The 14,759-nt window shown below is 69.7% G+C and carries 14 protein-coding genes and 1 tRNA gene; 5 read left to right on the forward strand and 10 right to left on the reverse strand.

From position 1 onward, the window contains the following. Positions 1 to 74: 74 nt before the first annotated feature. Positions 75 to 854, reverse strand: coding sequence for an SURF1 family protein (locus ACFWVP_RS20175; RefSeq protein ID WP_384498394.1), 780 nt, complete (start codon positions 852 to 854; stop codon positions 75 to 77). A 62-nt stretch (positions 855 to 916) separates the two neighbouring features. Then, the gene (locus tag ACFWVP_RS20180) at positions 917 to 2,731 is read right to left on the reverse strand and encodes a S9 family peptidase (RefSeq protein WP_384498395.1); all 1,815 of its coding nucleotides are present in this window, start codon (positions 2,729 to 2,731) and stop codon (positions 917 to 919) included. 90 nt (positions 2,732 to 2,821) lie between these two features. Between ACFWVP_RS20180 and ACFWVP_RS20185 the strand changes: the two genes are divergently transcribed. Together ACFWVP_RS20185 and ACFWVP_RS20190 are read left to right on the forward strand one after the other, a co-directional pair. Continuing rightward, positions 2,822 to 3,658, forward strand: coding sequence for a class I SAM-dependent methyltransferase (locus tag ACFWVP_RS20185; protein WP_384498396.1), 837 nt, complete (start codon positions 2,822 to 2,824; stop codon positions 3,656 to 3,658). Between the two features lie 71 nt (positions 3,659 to 3,729). Further along, positions 3,730 to 4,158, forward strand: a complete 429-nt coding sequence (locus ACFWVP_RS20190; protein WP_384498603.1) for a nuclear transport factor 2 family protein — start codon at positions 3,730 to 3,732, stop codon at positions 4,156 to 4,158. Between the two features lie 82 nt (positions 4,159 to 4,240). Here the strand turns inward: ACFWVP_RS20190 and ACFWVP_RS20195 are convergent, their stop codons facing one another. From ACFWVP_RS20195 to ACFWVP_RS20205, 3 genes are all read right to left on the reverse strand, one after another. After that, entirely contained in the window at positions 4,241 to 5,035 is a 795-nt protein-coding gene (locus tag ACFWVP_RS20195; protein ID WP_384498397.1) for an SGNH/GDSL hydrolase family protein, read from the reverse strand. A gap of 358 nt (positions 5,036 to 5,393) precedes the next feature. Beyond that, positions 5,394 to 7,310 (reverse strand): molecular chaperone HtpG, encoded by a 1,917-nt coding sequence (htpG, locus tag ACFWVP_RS20200; protein WP_384498399.1) that lies wholly within the window; start codon positions 7,308 to 7,310, stop codon positions 5,394 to 5,396. Between the two features lie 61 nt (positions 7,311 to 7,371). After that, complete coding sequence (locus ACFWVP_RS20205; RefSeq protein WP_384498401.1) at positions 7,372 to 8,097, reverse strand: TetR/AcrR family transcriptional regulator; 726 nt, start codon at positions 8,095 to 8,097, stop codon at positions 7,372 to 7,374. A gap of 116 nt (positions 8,098 to 8,213) precedes the next feature. Between ACFWVP_RS20205 and ACFWVP_RS20210 the strand changes: the two genes are divergently transcribed. Further along, positions 8,214 to 8,771, forward strand: coding sequence for an NAD(P)H-dependent oxidoreductase (locus ACFWVP_RS20210; RefSeq protein ID WP_384498402.1), 558 nt, complete (start codon positions 8,214 to 8,216; stop codon positions 8,769 to 8,771). A gap of 152 nt (positions 8,772 to 8,923) precedes the next feature. Here the strand turns inward: ACFWVP_RS20210 and ACFWVP_RS20215 are convergent, their stop codons facing one another. Both ACFWVP_RS20215 and ACFWVP_RS20220 read right to left on the reverse strand, forming a co-directional pair. Continuing rightward, the gene (locus tag ACFWVP_RS20215; protein ID WP_384498403.1) at positions 8,924 to 9,073 is read right to left on the reverse strand and encodes a hypothetical protein; all 150 of its coding nucleotides are present in this window, start codon (positions 9,071 to 9,073) and stop codon (positions 8,924 to 8,926) included. A 75-nt stretch (positions 9,074 to 9,148) separates the two neighbouring features. Next, entirely contained in the window at positions 9,149 to 9,367 is a 219-nt protein-coding gene (locus tag ACFWVP_RS20220; protein ID WP_384498405.1) for a CYTH domain-containing protein, read from the reverse strand. Between the two features lie 378 nt (positions 9,368 to 9,745). Here ACFWVP_RS20220 and ACFWVP_RS20225 point away from each other — a divergent pair, with 378 nt between their 5' ends. Next, the gene (locus ACFWVP_RS20225) at positions 9,746 to 10,417 is read left to right on the forward strand and encodes a hypothetical protein (protein ID WP_384498407.1); all 672 of its coding nucleotides are present in this window, start codon (positions 9,746 to 9,748) and stop codon (positions 10,415 to 10,417) included. Positions 10,418 to 10,608: 191 nt separating this feature from the next. On the opposite strand, the gene ACFWVP_RS20230 is transcribed toward ACFWVP_RS20225, so the two are convergent. Together ACFWVP_RS20230 and ACFWVP_RS20235 are read right to left on the reverse strand one after the other, a co-directional pair. Continuing rightward, positions 10,609 to 10,682, reverse strand: a tRNA-Pro gene (locus tag ACFWVP_RS20230). A gap of 108 nt (positions 10,683 to 10,790) precedes the next feature. Beyond that, the gene (locus ACFWVP_RS20235; protein ID WP_384498409.1) at positions 10,791 to 11,729 is read right to left on the reverse strand and encodes a metallophosphoesterase; all 939 of its coding nucleotides are present in this window, start codon (positions 11,727 to 11,729) and stop codon (positions 10,791 to 10,793) included. Between the two features lie 79 nt (positions 11,730 to 11,808). Between ACFWVP_RS20235 and ACFWVP_RS20240 the strand changes: the two genes are divergently transcribed. Continuing rightward, the gene (locus tag ACFWVP_RS20240; protein WP_384498410.1) at positions 11,809 to 12,273 is read left to right on the forward strand and encodes a GatB/YqeY domain-containing protein; all 465 of its coding nucleotides are present in this window, start codon (positions 11,809 to 11,811) and stop codon (positions 12,271 to 12,273) included. Between the two features lie 172 nt (positions 12,274 to 12,445). Here ACFWVP_RS20240 and ACFWVP_RS20245 read toward each other — a convergent pair whose 3' ends face one another. Then, a complete protein-coding gene (locus tag ACFWVP_RS20245; RefSeq protein WP_384498411.1) occupies positions 12,446 to 14,674 on the reverse strand; it encodes a transglycosylase domain-containing protein in 2,229 nt (742 codons plus the stop codon). Positions 14,675 to 14,759: the final 85 nt, after the last annotated feature.

Consider the following 14,759-nt stretch of genomic DNA (forward strand, 5'->3'; position numbering starts at 1 on the left):
CCCGCCGGATCCGGCGGGCCTCTTCGCGTCGTCGTCCGGGTCGTCCGGTGTCCCGGGCCGGCCGGCGTCCCGTGTCAGTCGGCGTCGGCCGCGAGTCCGAGCTCCACGTCGCGTGCCGCCTCCGCCTCACGGCGCATCAGCCGGAACCACATGAAGAGCACGAAGCCGCCGAAGACGAACCACTCGCCCGTGTAGCCGAGGTTCTGGAAGGCCTTCAGGTCCAGCCCGCTGCCCTGTGCCGCCGCGGCGGGCACGGGCTCCATCGCCCCGCCCGTGCCGCCCGCCTCGGGCTCGGTCAGCGTCACCCAGGCGTCGTACATGTCGTACGGGACGAGGTTCACCAGCGATGCCGCGCTGATCATGCCGAGCTGGCCCTCGGGCAGCCCGCCCCGGAGGTCGACGCCGTCGCTGCCGGTGTTCTCGGAGGCCTGCAGATCGCCGGTCACCGTGACCTCGCCGGCCGGTGCCGCGGGCGCCTCGGCGGTGTCCGGGGTGCCGGGCAGCCAGCCCCGTACGACCGGCAGCGCCTTGCCGCCGTCGGTACGCAGCAGGTTCAGCACGTAGAAGCCGTCACGGTCGTCCAGTGTGCGTCCGGGGACCAGGAACTGGTCGGCGTACGTGCCCGTGGCCACGGCTGGACGGCCCGAGGTCTCCGTGCTCACCGGCAGCAGCTCGTCGAGCGGCTTCGCGGTCCGGGTGCCCGGACCGGGCCTCTCCTCCGCCTCCTCGTGCGACCGCACACGGTCCTCGAAACGGCCGAGCTGCCAGGTGCCCATGAACACGCAGAACGGGATGGCCAGCACGACGAAGAGGTTGATCCCCCACCATCGCGGGGTCAGCAGGAACCTGTACACCCCTCCACGGTACGGTTCCCCGCTCCGGCCGGACGGAGCGGGGTGCACCGTTTATCCGGTCCTTACGCCTGTCCCAGGTGCCGCAGGGCGAAGTCCAGCTCCAGCCGGACCTGCTTGATCCGCTCCTCCACGACGAGCGAACCGTGGCCCGCGTCGTAGCGGTACACCTCGTGGACCGCGCCGCGCGCCGCGAGGCGGTCCACGTAGTTGTCGACCTGACGGATCGGGCAGCGTGGATCGTTGACGCCGGCGGAGATGTAGACCGGGGCGCGCACCGCGTCCACGTACGTCAGCGGGGACGAGGCCTCGAACCGCTCCGGCACCTCCTCCGGAGTCCCGCCCAGCAGGGTCCGGTCCATCGCCTTCAGGGCCTCCATCTCGTCGTGGTACGCCGTCACGTAGTCCGCGACCGGGACGGCCGCGAGCCCCAGCGCCCAGGAGTCCGGCTGCGTGCCGAGGCCGAGGAGGGTCAGATAGCCGCCCCACGAGCCACCGGCCAGGACCAGCCGTGCCGGATCCGCGAGACCCGACTCCACCGCCCAGTCCCGGACCGCCGCGATGTCCTCCAGCTCGATCAGCCCGACCCGGTGCTTGAGCGCGTCCGTCCACGCGCGGCCGTAGCCCGTCGACCCGCGGTAGTTGACCCGCACGACGGCGAATCCGTGGTCCACCCAGGCGGCGGGACCGGAGGCGAAGGCGTCGCTGTCGTGCCAGGTGGGCCCGCCGTGTATCTCGAAGACGGTGGGGAACGGGCCGTCACCCGTCAACGGCGTCTGCACCAGGGCGTGGACACGGCCCCCCGGACCGTCCACCCACGCGTCCCGCACCGGCACGGATGCGGGAGCCTTCGCCCCCGGCGGATCGAGGACGACGCCACCCGTGGTGGACCGCACGACGGGCGGCCGCGCGGCCGACGACCACAGGTACTCCACGGTGCCGTCGGGGCGGGCCGTGGCGCCCGACACCGTCCCGGCGGGCGTGTCGACCCGCACCGGCCCCTCGGCACCCGGCTCGTACCGCCACAGCTCGCTGCGGGCCTCGAAGCCGTGCTCGATCAGCAGCGCCGACCCGTCCGGATACCACTCGGCACCCGCGTCGCCGGGCAGGTCGACCGGCAGGTCGGTCTGCGTCCCCGCGACCGGATCCCAGATCATCGGCTCCCAGCGCCCACGGCGCTGGTGCCCGACGAGCAGCCGGGTGTCACCGGCCACCGGTGCGAAACCCAGCACCGACAGTCCCAGCTCCTTCGTGCCGCCCTCGGTGTCGTCCAGCTCGGCGACCGTCGAACCGTCCGGCCGCACCACCCGCACCGCGGAGTGCATCGCGTCGCCGTGTTCGGTGTGCTCCAGGGCGATCAGCGTGCCGTCGTGGGACAGATCGCCGACTCCGGCGGACTCCCGGTGCCGGTAGATCTCGCGCACCGCGCCGTCGCGGACGACGTGCACCGTCGTGCCGTCCTCGTCCGTCGACCGGCCGACCACCGCGGTCCCGTCGCGTCCGATGGCCAGCCCGGCGGGATACGAGGGCTCCAGACCGGGCACGGCCGGCTCGTCCGGGCCGCCGCCGAAGGGCTGCCGCATCCACACACCGAACTCGTCGCCGTCGGTGTCCGCGAACCACCACACGGCCTCGCCGTCCGGAGTCAGCACCCCGTCGGTCGTCCCGTTGGGACGGTCCGTGACCTGGCGCTGCCCCCCGGTCGACCGGTCCCACGCGTACAGCTCGTACGTACCCGTGGCGTTGGAGACGAACAGCGAACGGTCGGGAGCGTCCTCCGCCCAGTCGGGCAGGGACACACGGGCCGCGCGGAAACGCTGCTCCCACTCGGGCAACCGCTCCCGCTCCGGTACGGACGCTTCGTTCTGTGTGTCGCTCATGCCCCCATCAAACCCGATGCGGCGACGGCACCGGGCGGCCTGTGGACAACTGTTCGCGCGCACCCACGGCCTGTGGGTAACTTTTCCGGCATGTACGCACCGACGCCCGACGACTGGCACGCCGCCAACCGCGCACGCTGGGACGAACGCGTGGCCATCCACGCCGCCAGTGACTTCTACGACCTCGACGGCTTCCGCGCGGGCAAGGACGCGCTGCGCGGCTTCGAGCTCGCCGAGGTCGGTGACGTGACCGGCCTGACCCTGCTGCACCTGCAGTGCCACATCGGCCTCGACACCCTCTCCTGGGCCCGGCACGGCGCCGCGCAGGTCGTCGGCCTGGACTTCTCCGAGCCGGCCGTCGAGACGGCCCGCGGCCTGGCCCGCTCGCTGGGCCTGCCGCCCGGGCGCGCGGCGTTCGTCGCCGCCGATGTGTACGACGCGGCCCAGGCCGTGCCGGACTCCTCGTACGACATCGTCTACACCGGGCTCGGCGCGCTGAACTGGCTTCCCGACCTCGACCGTTGGGCCGAGACCGCGGCCTCGCTGGTCGCACCCGGCGGCTTCCTCTACCTCGCCGAGTTCCACCCGCTGACCGAATGCCTGGACGACACGACCGGCTCGACGGTCACCTACGACTACTTCAGCCGTGACCCCTGGGTCGACGAGACGCCCGGGACGTACGCCGACTTCGACACCGCGACCGTGCACAACCGCAGCGTGGAATGGCAGCACCCGGTGGGCGAGGTGGTCTCGGCGCTGGCGGCGGCCGGGCTGCGGATCGAGTTCCTGCACGAGCACGACACCACCCTCTTCGCGCGCTACCCCGCGCTTCGGCGGCACGCGGACGGCTCCTACCGCTTCCCGGCGGACCGTCCGCGCATCCCGATGATGTACTCGGTCAAGGCGTCACGTCCGGCCGGCGGCTGACGGGCCCGGCGGCCCACGGCCGATTGTCAGTGGCGGGGGCCACACTCGGTCCCATGACTGACAGGGCCGACATGGCCGGCAGGACAGAGCAGGGCGGCAGGGCCGCCACCCCGTACGGAACGGCCGAGGTGCGGACCGCCGTGGAGGCCTACTGGGCCGCGGCGGACACCCGCGACTGGGACGCGTTCGCCGCCACCCTCGCCGACGACGTGGTCTACGACCTCCCGCAGAGCCGGGAGCGGATCCGCGGCAAGGAGCGGTACGTGCGCTTCAACCGTGAGCACCCGGGCGACCGGCACGTCCGGGTCGAACAGCTCGTGGCGGACGGGGAGGGGCGGCAGGCCGCCGCCCGGACACTGGTCACGGTCGGCCCCGACCGGATGGACGCCATCCATTTCTTCACCTTCGACGCCGAGGGACGGATCGCCACGGTCACGGACTTCTGGCCCGATCCGTACGAACCCCCGGCGGGCCGGGACCACCTGGTCGAGCGGTACTGACCGCTCCCGGCAGGGGTGCGGCGGCACCGCCGGAACCCTCCCGGTGGCACCGCCGCGTGTGCGCCTGGATGATCTACGCGCGTTACGCCGCAGAGCGGAAGGCGGGCAGATAGCCGCCCGACTGCCCGACGGCCTTGGGGTGGTACGAGTTGGTGATCGGGATCGTCACGCTGTGGAGCCAGGCGTCACCCGAGCAGAGCTCGTGCCCGGTGAACTCGTCCGCCACACCGGAGAAGGTGAACCCGGCGTCCGCCGCCCGCTTGGCCAGCACGTCGTTCAGGATGTCCGAGGCGTTGTTGATCGCACCGCGCTCGGTCTCGGTGAGCCCGGCGATGCAGCTGCCCGAGAGCTTGTAGAAGCGCGGGTACCCCAGCACCACCACCCGGGCCTGAGGTGCCCGTGAGGTGATGCCGCCGTAGAGCGAGTCGAGCTTGCCCGGCAGCGTGGTCCGCACCTGTGAGATCGCCGTGTTCACCCGGTTCACACAGGCGGCCTCGCTCTGCAGCACGCAGGTCTGCATGACGTCCACGAACCCGACGTCGTTGCCGCCGGCCGTGACGCTGACGAGCGTGGTCGACGAACTCAGCGCGCTCAGCTGGCCGCTGGACACGCTGGTGGTGGTGGCACCCGAGCAGGCGACGAACTTGAACGACGACGGCGCGTTCGCGGCGGCCCAGAGGTAGGGGTAGGCCTTGGTGCTCCGCTTGCAGTCACCGCTCTCCGAGGTGTAGTTGCCCGCGCCGACCCCCGAGGAGTAGGAGTCACCGAGAGCGACGTAGTTGGCGCCCGCGGCGGAGGCGGGCTGTGCGACGCCGAGTGCGGCCACGGCGGCGATGGCGAGAGTGGAGAGGGATGCCCAGAAGGTACGTACTGACATGGGGCTGCCAGCCCTTCGAAGTGTGGGGGACGGGTGGGGAGTTCATGGAGCGAGCTCGTTTTTAGCAGCCCGCGGTACCCGTCGGTAATAGCCGCGGAAAAAGTCGTCTGATATGCCCGAATGATCGTTCGGTGGCCGATGCTCCGCGCGTAGATAAACCTCCGACGGGCCCTCGAAAAGTTGAAGTCACGGATTCTCCGCGCCACCCCCGTGACTTTTCTGAGTCACCGTCAGGGGTGTGCCGTGTCCGGTCCGCGGCCCTGTCCGGCAGCCGAGGAGTGCCTCCGCATCCGCCCCTCCGGGCACGCGGAAGCGGCCGCCGGGAATCCCCGGCGGCCGCTTCGGTGGTGCGGGTCGGCTACAGCGTGCGTTCCAGGCGGTCCGCCATCAGCCTGCTGAATCGGGCGGGATCGGTCAGTTCGCCGCCGTCCGAGAGGACGGCCAGCCCGTGGACGAGCTCGGCCGCCTCGGCCAGGCCGTCGTCGGCGCCCTGCTCCGTGCCCCGTTCGGTGTAGGCCTTCTTCAGGCCGCCGATCAGGGCGTGCGAGGGGTTGAGTTCGAGGATGCGCTTGATCTGCGGCACTTCCTGGCCCATGGCGCGGTACATGTTCTCCAGCGCCGGGGTGACATCGTGCGTGTCCGAGACGATGCAGGCCGGCGAGACGGTGAGGCGCGAGGAGAGCCGCACCTCCTTCACGCTCTCACCCAGCTGCCCGGTCATCCAGGTCAGCAGACCGGCGTAGTCCTGCTGCTGCTTCTCGCGCTCGGCCTCGACCTCCTTCTTCTCCTCGTCGGTGTCCAGGTCGACTTCGCCCTTCGCGATGGACTGCAGCTGCCTGCCGTCGAACTCCGGCACGGACTGCACCCAGACCTCGTCGACCGGATCGGTCAGGAGAAGGACCTCGAAGCCCTTGGCGCGGAAGGCCTCCATGTGGGGCGAGCTCTCCATGGCGGCGCGCGACTCGCCCGTCATGAAGTAGATCTGCTCCTGCCCCTCCTTCATCCGCTCCACGTACGAGCGCAGGGTGGTCAGCCCCTCCTCGTCCTGGGTCGAGGCGAACGAGGAGATCTCCAGGAGGGTCTCGCGGTTCTCGAAGTCGTCGAGGAGGCCCTCCTTGAGGACGCGGCCGAATTCCTTCCAGAGCGTCCCGTACTTCTCCGGCGCGGCGGACATCATGTCCTTCACCGTCGACAGCACCTTCTTGACCAGGCGGCGCCGCATCAGCTCGATCTGGCGGTCCTGCTGGAGGATCTCCCGCGACACGTTGAGCGAGAGGTCCTGGGCGTCGACCACACCCTTCACGAAGCGCAGGTACGTCGGCATGAGCGCTTCGCAGTCGTCCATGATGAACACGCGCTTGACGTAGAGCTGGACCCCGCGCTTGTGCCCCTGCATGAACAGGTCCTGCGGCGCGTGGGACGGCAGGAAGAGCAGCGCCTGGTATTCGAAGGTGCCCTCCGCCTGCATGCGGATCGTTTCGAGCGGGTCGGTCCAGTCGTGGCTGATGTGCTTGTAGAGCTCGCTGTACTCCTCGTCGGTCACGGAGCTCCTGGACCGGGCCCACAGCGCCTTCATCGAGTTGACCGTCTCGGTGCCGGGCTCGGCGCCGTCCTCGTCCGCCGTCGTGGCGGCCATGCGGATGGGCCAGGTGATGAAGTCCGAGTACCGCTTGACGATCTCCCTGAGCTTCCAGGGCGACGTGTAGTCGAAGAGCTTGTCCTCGGCGTCCTCCGGCTTGAGCCGCAGCGTGACCGTGGTGCCCTGCGGGGCGTCGTCGACCGATTCGACGGTGTACGTGCCCTCGCCGCTGGAATTCCAGCGCGTGCCCTGGCTCTCGCCCGCGCGACGGGTCAGCAGCGTGACCTCGTCGGCCACCATGAAGCTCGCGTAGAAGCCGACTCCGAACTGCCCGATGAGCTCCTCGGAGGTCGCGGAGTCCTGGGCCTCCTTCAATTCCTTCAGGAACTTGGCCGTGCCGGAGTTCGCGATCGTTCCGATCAGCTGCACGACCTCGTCGTGCGACATCCCGATCCCGTTGTCGCGAACGGTCAGCGTGCGCGTCTCCTTATCGGCCTCGACGGCGATGTGGAGGTCGGACGTGTCCGCCTGGAGTGTGTCGTCGCGGAGAGTTTCCAGTCGCAGCTTGTCCAGCGCGTCCGAGGAATTGGAAATGAGCTCGCGCAGGAATACATCCTTGTTCGAATAAATCGAATGGATCATCATCTGCAGGAGCTGGCGCGCTTCTACCTGGAACTCGAATGTCTCGGCCGGCATGGGTGCGGGTTCCCTTTCTGGGGTCGGTCGTCTGGGCCGGGACAATCGTAGCCAGCCCGAGTCATTCCCCGTGCGGGTTCGGGGTGCCGGTGAAGTCGCCCTGCGAGGACGGTCGTTCATGGCCGGGGCCGGACGGGGGCGCCGCCCCGAGGCGGGTGACCAGGTCGTGCCAGCCCTGGTCCAGTTCCTCGATCGGCACGCCCCGTCGCCTGGTCAGGTGGTGGACCAGGGCGGCGTCGACCGATCCCAGCAGGGTGTGCGCGAGGAGTTCCGTGTTGCCTTCCACGCGGGCCCCGCGCAGCAGCATGGCGACATGACTGAGGCGCAGGCGGTGCGCCGGGACGGTGTAGGCGCGCAGCGGGTCGGTCCGGGAGGCCAGGATCAGCTCGTGGTGATCGCGTTCGTGGCGCATGACCGCGGGACCGAAGGCGTGCAGCCGCGCCGCGGCGGGGGCGTCCGGGCCCATGGGCGGCGGCCCCGACAGGAAGGCGGCCTGGAGCAGTGCCTCGCGATGGTCGAGCAGGGCGATGAGCAGGCCGGTGCGGTCGCCGAAGCGCCGGAAGACGGTGCCCTTGCCCACTCCGGCGGCGGCGGCCACCGATTCCATGGTCAGGTTGGCGGCCCCGCGGTCGGCCATGAGGCGTGAGGCGGCGTCCAGCAGGCGGGTGCGGTTGCGGGCGGCGTCCGATCGCAGCTGCTCGGGTTCGCCGGCGGTGGAGAGAGTGAGACGCGGCCGCGCCTCGCCTGGGTCGGGCGGCCTGGGCAGCGGTGGAACGGAACCGGTCATGGCCTCAGGGTAGCGCCCGGGGAACATAAGTGGACCGTGGTCCGTTTAGGTGGTAGAAATTTCAACGGACTTTGGTCCGCCCGCTTCCGCAGTCTCCGTCTCCCCTGGAGTTACCCATGTCTGTACGCATCCTCGCCCTCGTCGGCAGCCTCCGCGCCGGCTCCCACAACCGTCAGCTCGCCGAGGCCGCGGTCAAGCACGCTCCCGCGGACGCCGCTGTCGAGCTGTTCGAGGGCCTGGCCGACGTGCCCTTCTACAACGAGGACATCGACGTCGAGGGCAGCGTCCCGGCCGCTGCCGCCCGCCTTCGTGAGGCGGCCGGCCGCGCCGACGCCTTCCTGCTCTTCTCGCCCGAGTACAACGGCACCATGCCGGCCGTTCTGAAGAACGCCATCGACTGGCTGTCCCGCCCCTACGGCGCCGGCGCCTTCACCGGCAAGCAGGTCGCCGTCGTCGGTACCGCCTTCGGCCAGTTCGGTGGCGTGTGGGCCCAGGACGAGGCCCGCAAGGCCGTCGGCATCGCGGGCGGAGCGGTCCTGGAGGACGTCAAGCTCTCCATCCCCGGCTCCGTGGTCCGCTTCGCCGAGACCCACCCGGCCGACGACGCCGAGGTCGTCGCCTCGCTCACCGAGGTCATCCGCAAGGTCGCCGAGCGCCCCGTCGCCGCCGCCTGACACACCCCACCCCCGGCGGCGGCGTGCCGAGGATGCCGCGCCGCCGCCGGGCACGGGCAGGAGGCCCCTGCCACCCCGCCGGTGACGTGCCCCGGCGCTCCGTGTCCGCGCCCCTGCCGGTCCGGGTGCGACGCCCCGCGCCGAGCCGGAGATCATTCCGCCAGCGCGGCGTTCGAGTACACGCGCTCTCCCGTGACGTCCCCGGCGACCCAGCCGGGCAGGTCCGGACACGGGCCCTCGGCCTCGGCCCACTCGATCTCCAGGACGGTCAGGCCCCGATGGGCGCCCGTGTACTCGTCCACGACCCACTCGCCCGCACCCGGTGCCGGTGCTTCTCCACGAGCCGCCCCGCGCGGTGCGCCAGCAGTTCGAGGGCGTCACCCGACCGGGATCGGGTACTCGAACTCGGCGCGGACGGGACCCCGCCGCCCGGCCTTCACGGTGAGGAAGGCCCCGGTGTCGTCCACGACCCGGACCCGTACCTCACGGGCGGGGTCGGTGGACAGGTATCCCTGGCGCAGGCGGTGGCTCTCCCGGACCAGCGGGCGCCAGCCGTCGGTGCGCACGAGGTACTTCCGCTCGATCTCGGTCCCCATGCCCTCACTCCTCTCAGGTGGGTGATCAAGCCCCGCCCCTTGAGAGCGTGAGCGGTGGCGGCAAGTTCCGGGCTGTCTGAGGTAACAGGCTCCGTCCCCTCCCCGATGCGGGTGAGCAGGACCAGCTGGCGATCATTGAGTGGCGACCAACGGTGCATGGTCACGGTCGTACAGTGTGTGCTCGCGTCAGCACAACCTGTATCGGGAAATCGCTCAGGTGCCTGGGAAGGTGCAAGACCCGCGGCAGGATCCGAGCACATGACGCCTGGGCGCTGGAGCTGCCGGTGCTGCTGGACACGATGAACGCACAGGCAGTGGAGACGACCTAGGGCGGCACGGTATGCATGCGGCATTGACCGTCCTCTCAGACCGGACTGCGTGCTGGTGCGCCCCGGCCTCAGCGAGCATCAGCTGTCGGTCGCCATCCGGTCGCTTCTCGCTCGATACATCCACCGTCCTGGGCATCTGGTTCTCTGGCCACAGAGGGACGGGCAAGGCGTAATGGTGAAGGAGCCGGATGACGTGTCGTCGGACTTGGTGCTGGCAGACCCGCCGGACGCGACGGCCGATGTCCTTCATCTCTACGGGAACGGAAACTGGGCGCCCGAGAACGGGTGGCGGAGCGACGAAGAGGTCCTCACGGAGCTTCTGAAGCTTGCAGCCATTGAGCTGGAGGGCGTCGTGGAGGACATCCCTGAGGAGATGTACCCGTTGCCCGACGGGCTGGGCGCCGTTGTCGCCGCCGGCTACGACGGTGAGGGGCTGGCACACACACTGGTGTTCCTTCGCGGCGATCTAGCCGTTGGCCTGCGCGTCGACCTCCTCGGCTTCTGCCTCGCGTTGGCCGCCGGCGCCGAGTACGAGGACCGCGAGCCGGACGAGAACGGCCTGTTCTATGTCGGTACGGATGCGGGACCGGTGTGTGGCCCGGGGGCTGCGCTCCTCGGTGCTCTGATGGTCCAGCGCTTGGGGCGGCGTCCGGGAGACTGCGCTTTCAGGCTCCTCGACCCGCCGGAAGATTCCGCCCCGGGGGTGGAGTTTGCTGCTTGACAGCGGAGAGGCTCTGCCGGGCGTCCGTCCCGTAAGCGTCTCGACGAGGTTCTGCTCGGCAGGCTCATCGGCGGCTCCCCGGGAGCCGGATTCCAGGGTTGGCTCCCAAACGGCTCCCAAGATGGCCCCAGGAATGAGTCAGGGGCCTGATCCACTAAGTGGATCAGGCCCCTGACCTGGTATTTCAGCTGTCGGGGTGGCGGGATTTGAACCCACGACCTCTTCGTCCCGAACGAAGCGCGCTGCCAAGCTGCGCTACACCCCGATGTCCACCGATTGTCCCGGCGACATCGATTACTTTAGCCCACCGGCGCCCGGAGGCGAAATCCGGTTTTGTCGTGGACGGCGGGTGCGGCCCTCCGGCCCGGGGCCGTCAGTCGCGCGGCGTCAGCGTCAGCAGGGTCGCCTCCGGCGGGCAGGCGAAGCGGACCGGTGTGTAGCGGTTCGTGCCGCAGCCCGCCGAGACGTGGAGGTAGGCGCGCTTGTCGCCCACCGTGTGGCGGGACAGGCCCTTCACCCGGTCCGTGTCCAGGTCACAGTTGGTGACCAGGGCCCCGTAGAAGGGGATGCAGAGCTGGCCGCCGTGCGTGTGGCCCGCCAGGATCAGCGGGTAGCCGTCCGCGGTGAAGGCGTCCAGCGAGCGCAGGTACGGGGCGTGGACCACGCCGATCGAGAGGTCGGCACCCGTTTCCGGGCCGCCGGACACCTCGGCGTAACGGTCCCGCCTGATGTGCGGGTCGTCCAGGCCGGTGAACGCGATCTCCAGCCCGTCCTGTTTGAGGCGGCCCCGGGTGTTGGTCAGGTTCAGCCAGCCCGCCGCGTCGAAGGCGTCGCGCATCGGCTCCCAGGGGTTGTGGACGACACCGACCGCCGGCGCGTTCCCGTTGAGCCCGTGCTTGCCCCGCGTCTTCTCAAGGAGGTACAGGGCGGGGTTGCGGAGCTTGGGACCGTAGTAGTCGTTGGAGCCGAAGACGTACACCCCGGGGAACTCCATCAGCGGACCGAGCGCGTCGAGCAGCTCCGGTACGCCCTCGGGGTCGGAGAGGTTGTCACCGGTGTTCACGACGAAGTCCGGGCGCAGGCCGGCCAGCGACTGCAGCCAGGCACGCTTCTTGCGCTGGCCGCTCACCATGTGGATGTCGGAGACCTGGAGCACACGCAACGGGCGTGCTCCGTGCGGGAGTACGGGAACGTTGATCCGTCGCAGACGGAACGAGCGGGCCTCGAACCCGGCGGCGTACACGAGGCCGGCGGCGCCCACCGCTGCGCCGACTGCCGTGACTTTCAGGGGTACTCCGTAGCGTGCGCGCATGTGCCCATCGTCGCAGACACGGTGGGGCGAGCGGAAAACAGGAGGGCGGCGGGTGCCCCGTACCTGTCACAATCGCCGCATGACCACGCTCAAGTCCAAGCTCAAGGAAGACCTCACGACGGCCATGAAGGCGCGTGACGAGCTCACCTCGTCCACCCTCCGGCTCACCCTCACCGCGATCACCAAGGAAGAGGTCAGCGGCAGGTCCGCGCGCGAGCTCTCCGACGACGAGGTGCAGAAGGTGATCGCCAAGGAGGCGAAGAAGCGCCGTGAGGCCGCCGAGGCCTTCGCGCAGGGCGGCCGGACCGAGCAGGCCGAGCGGGAGAAGGCGGAGGGCGTGCTGCTCGACGCGTACCTGCCCAAGCAGCTCTCCGACGACGAGCTGGACGCGATCGTCTCGCAGGCCGTCGAGGAGGCGAAGGCCGCCGGCGCCGAGGGGCCGCGGGCGATGGGTGCGGTCATGAAGATCGTCAACCCGAAGGTGACGGGGCTCGCCGAGGGCGGCCGGGTGGCCGCCACCGTGAAGAAGCTCCTCGCCGGCTGAGCAGCGGGCCGAGCGGTCCCAGCAGGCCGAAGGACACCGCCGGAAGGCCGCCGGTACGCCGCACCGGTCCAGCGGTACGACGCGGGACGTGAAAGGAGGGGCGCTCCCGAACCTGGAGCGCCCCTCCTCTCATGCCTGGAACGCGTGGACCTTCAGAGCCCGGACCCGGCGATCAGGGACCGTTGCCACCGCCGCGCGGGCCACCGTCGCTGCCGCCGATGAAGCCGGGCGGAAGGGTGATGCCACCGTTGGCGTCGCCGTCGGACCCGTCGTTGTCGCCGCCGTTGTCCTCGTCGCGGCCCTCGTCCTTCTCCTCCTCCTTCTCCTTGGCGCGGGGCACCGAGATGGGGTTGAAGGAGGGAGTCTCCGAGGCGGTCAGCGCGCCGGTCATCGCGGTCTTCCAGATGGGACCGGGAAGGCAGCCACCGCAGACCTTCTCGTAGTACTGACCACCGATGTTGATGTCGTACATCGGCACCTTCTTGCCGACGTCGGCACCCACCCACACGGCCGTCGACAGGTTCGGCGTGTAACCGACGAACCAGGCATCCACACGCTCGTTGGTCGTACCGGTCTTACCCGCGTTGTCGCGGTCGGTCAGGCCGGCCAGCGTGCCGGTGCCGTCCTCGACGACACCCTTCAGCATCTGGTTGATGGTGTCGGCGGTGGGCTCGCTCATGGCACGGGAGCAGGCGCTCCTGGGCACCTTGAGCTTGTCGCCGTTCGCGTCGGTGATGGACTCGACGGCGACCGGCGTGCAGTACGTGCCGCGGTTCGCGAACGCCGCATACGCGGCGGCCATGGCGAGCGGCGTGCTCTCCGTACCGCCGAGGGTGATCGACGGGTGCTTGTCCGAGACGGGCTCGCCGTCTCCGCGCTCGTAACCCAGCTTCTTCGCCATGGTCACCGTCTCGCACAGCCCGGCTTTCTGCTCCAGCTTCGCGAAGTAGGTGTTGATGGACTTACCGAGCGCGCCGGTCATGTCATAGGCGCCCTTCTCGGATTCCATCTCGTTCTGGAGGTCCCAGGTGCCGCCGCCGGTGGGGGCACCCGAACAGTCCCGGAAGGAACTCATCGGCACCGAGATCTTCCAGTCGCTGGAGAAGCTCTGCGCCGGGCTGATGCCCTTCTCCAGGGCCGCGGCGGCGGTGATCGGCTTGAAGGTCGAACCGACCTGGAAGCCGTAGGTGCTGCCGCCCATCCTGCTGCTGACGGCGAGGTTCAGCACCGTCTCGTGCTGCTTCTGGTCCAGGCCGTACGGGCGGGACTGGCCCATCGAAAGGATCTTGCCGGTGCCGGGCTGGACCTGTACCACCGAGGCCGCGACCTTGTCGTCCTTGTAGACCCTCGACGTCGCCGCCTCGTTGGCCGCCTTCTGCGCACGCGGCGAGAGAGTGGTCTTGATGGTCAGACCGCCGAGGTTCCAGAGCTTGGAGCGCTCCTCCTCGGTCTTCCCGAAGGCCGGGTCGGTGAGGATGGTCTTCCGGACGTAGTCACAGAAGAACCCGGAGCCGCTGACGGCGGTGATGCAGCCGTTCTGCGGCTTCTTGACCTTCAGCGCGATCGGGGCGGCGACGGCCTTGTCGGCCTCGGCCTGCGAGATGTCGCCGACGGCCGCCATGCGCTGCAGCACGATGTTGCGACGCTTGGTCGCCTCCTCCGTGTCGTTGACCGGGTCGTAGCGGCTGGGCGACTGCACGAGACCGGCCAGCAGCGCGGCCTCCTCCAGCTTCAGGTCCTTGGCGTGCTTGGAGAAGTAGCGCTGCGAGGCGGCCTCGACGCCGTAGGCCTGCTGCCCGAAGAACGTGATGTTGAGGTAGTTCTCCAGGATCTTCTTCTTGCCGAGCTCTTCCTCGACCTGGATCGCGTACTTGAGCTCACGGACCTTGCGGCCCAGGGTCTGCTGCGTGGCCGCGGCGACCTTGTCCGGGTCGTCGCCCGCCTCCTCGACGAAGACGTTCTTCACGTACTGCTGGGTGAGCGTCGACGCGCCCTGCGCGGCACCGCCGGCCTGCACGTTGCGGTTCATCGCGCGCAGGATGCCCTTGAGGTCCACCGCGCCGTGCTCGTAGAAGCGGGAGTCCTCGATCGCGATGATCGCGTCCTGCATGTACGGCGACATTTCCTTGAGCGGGACGACGGTGCGGTCGCGCGAGTAGACCGTGGCGATCGCGCCGCCCTCGCTGTCCAGGATCGTGGTCCGCTGGCTCAGCGGCGGAGTCTTGAGGTTGGAGGGAATTTCGTCGAATCCCTCGACGGTTCCCTTCGCCGCCAGCCCCAGTGCACCGGCGGCCGGCAGCGCGATGCCCGCCAGCACAACTCCGGAAAGTGCGGCGACACCGAGGAACTTGGCGGCCTGCTGGGTCGTCGTAAGACCCCCGCCTGAGCGCTTCTTTGGCATGGGGGCAGCCTACGTTCTCATTCGCCGGACACACGTATAGGCCTTGGCCTAAGCTGCTCTCAACTGTCACAGCTGACCGATTTCG

It is taken from the genome of Streptomyces sp. NPDC058637 (assembly GCF_042717325.1).
In the GTDB taxonomy this organism is placed as follows: Bacteria; Actinomycetota; Actinomycetes; order Streptomycetales; family Streptomycetaceae; genus Streptomyces.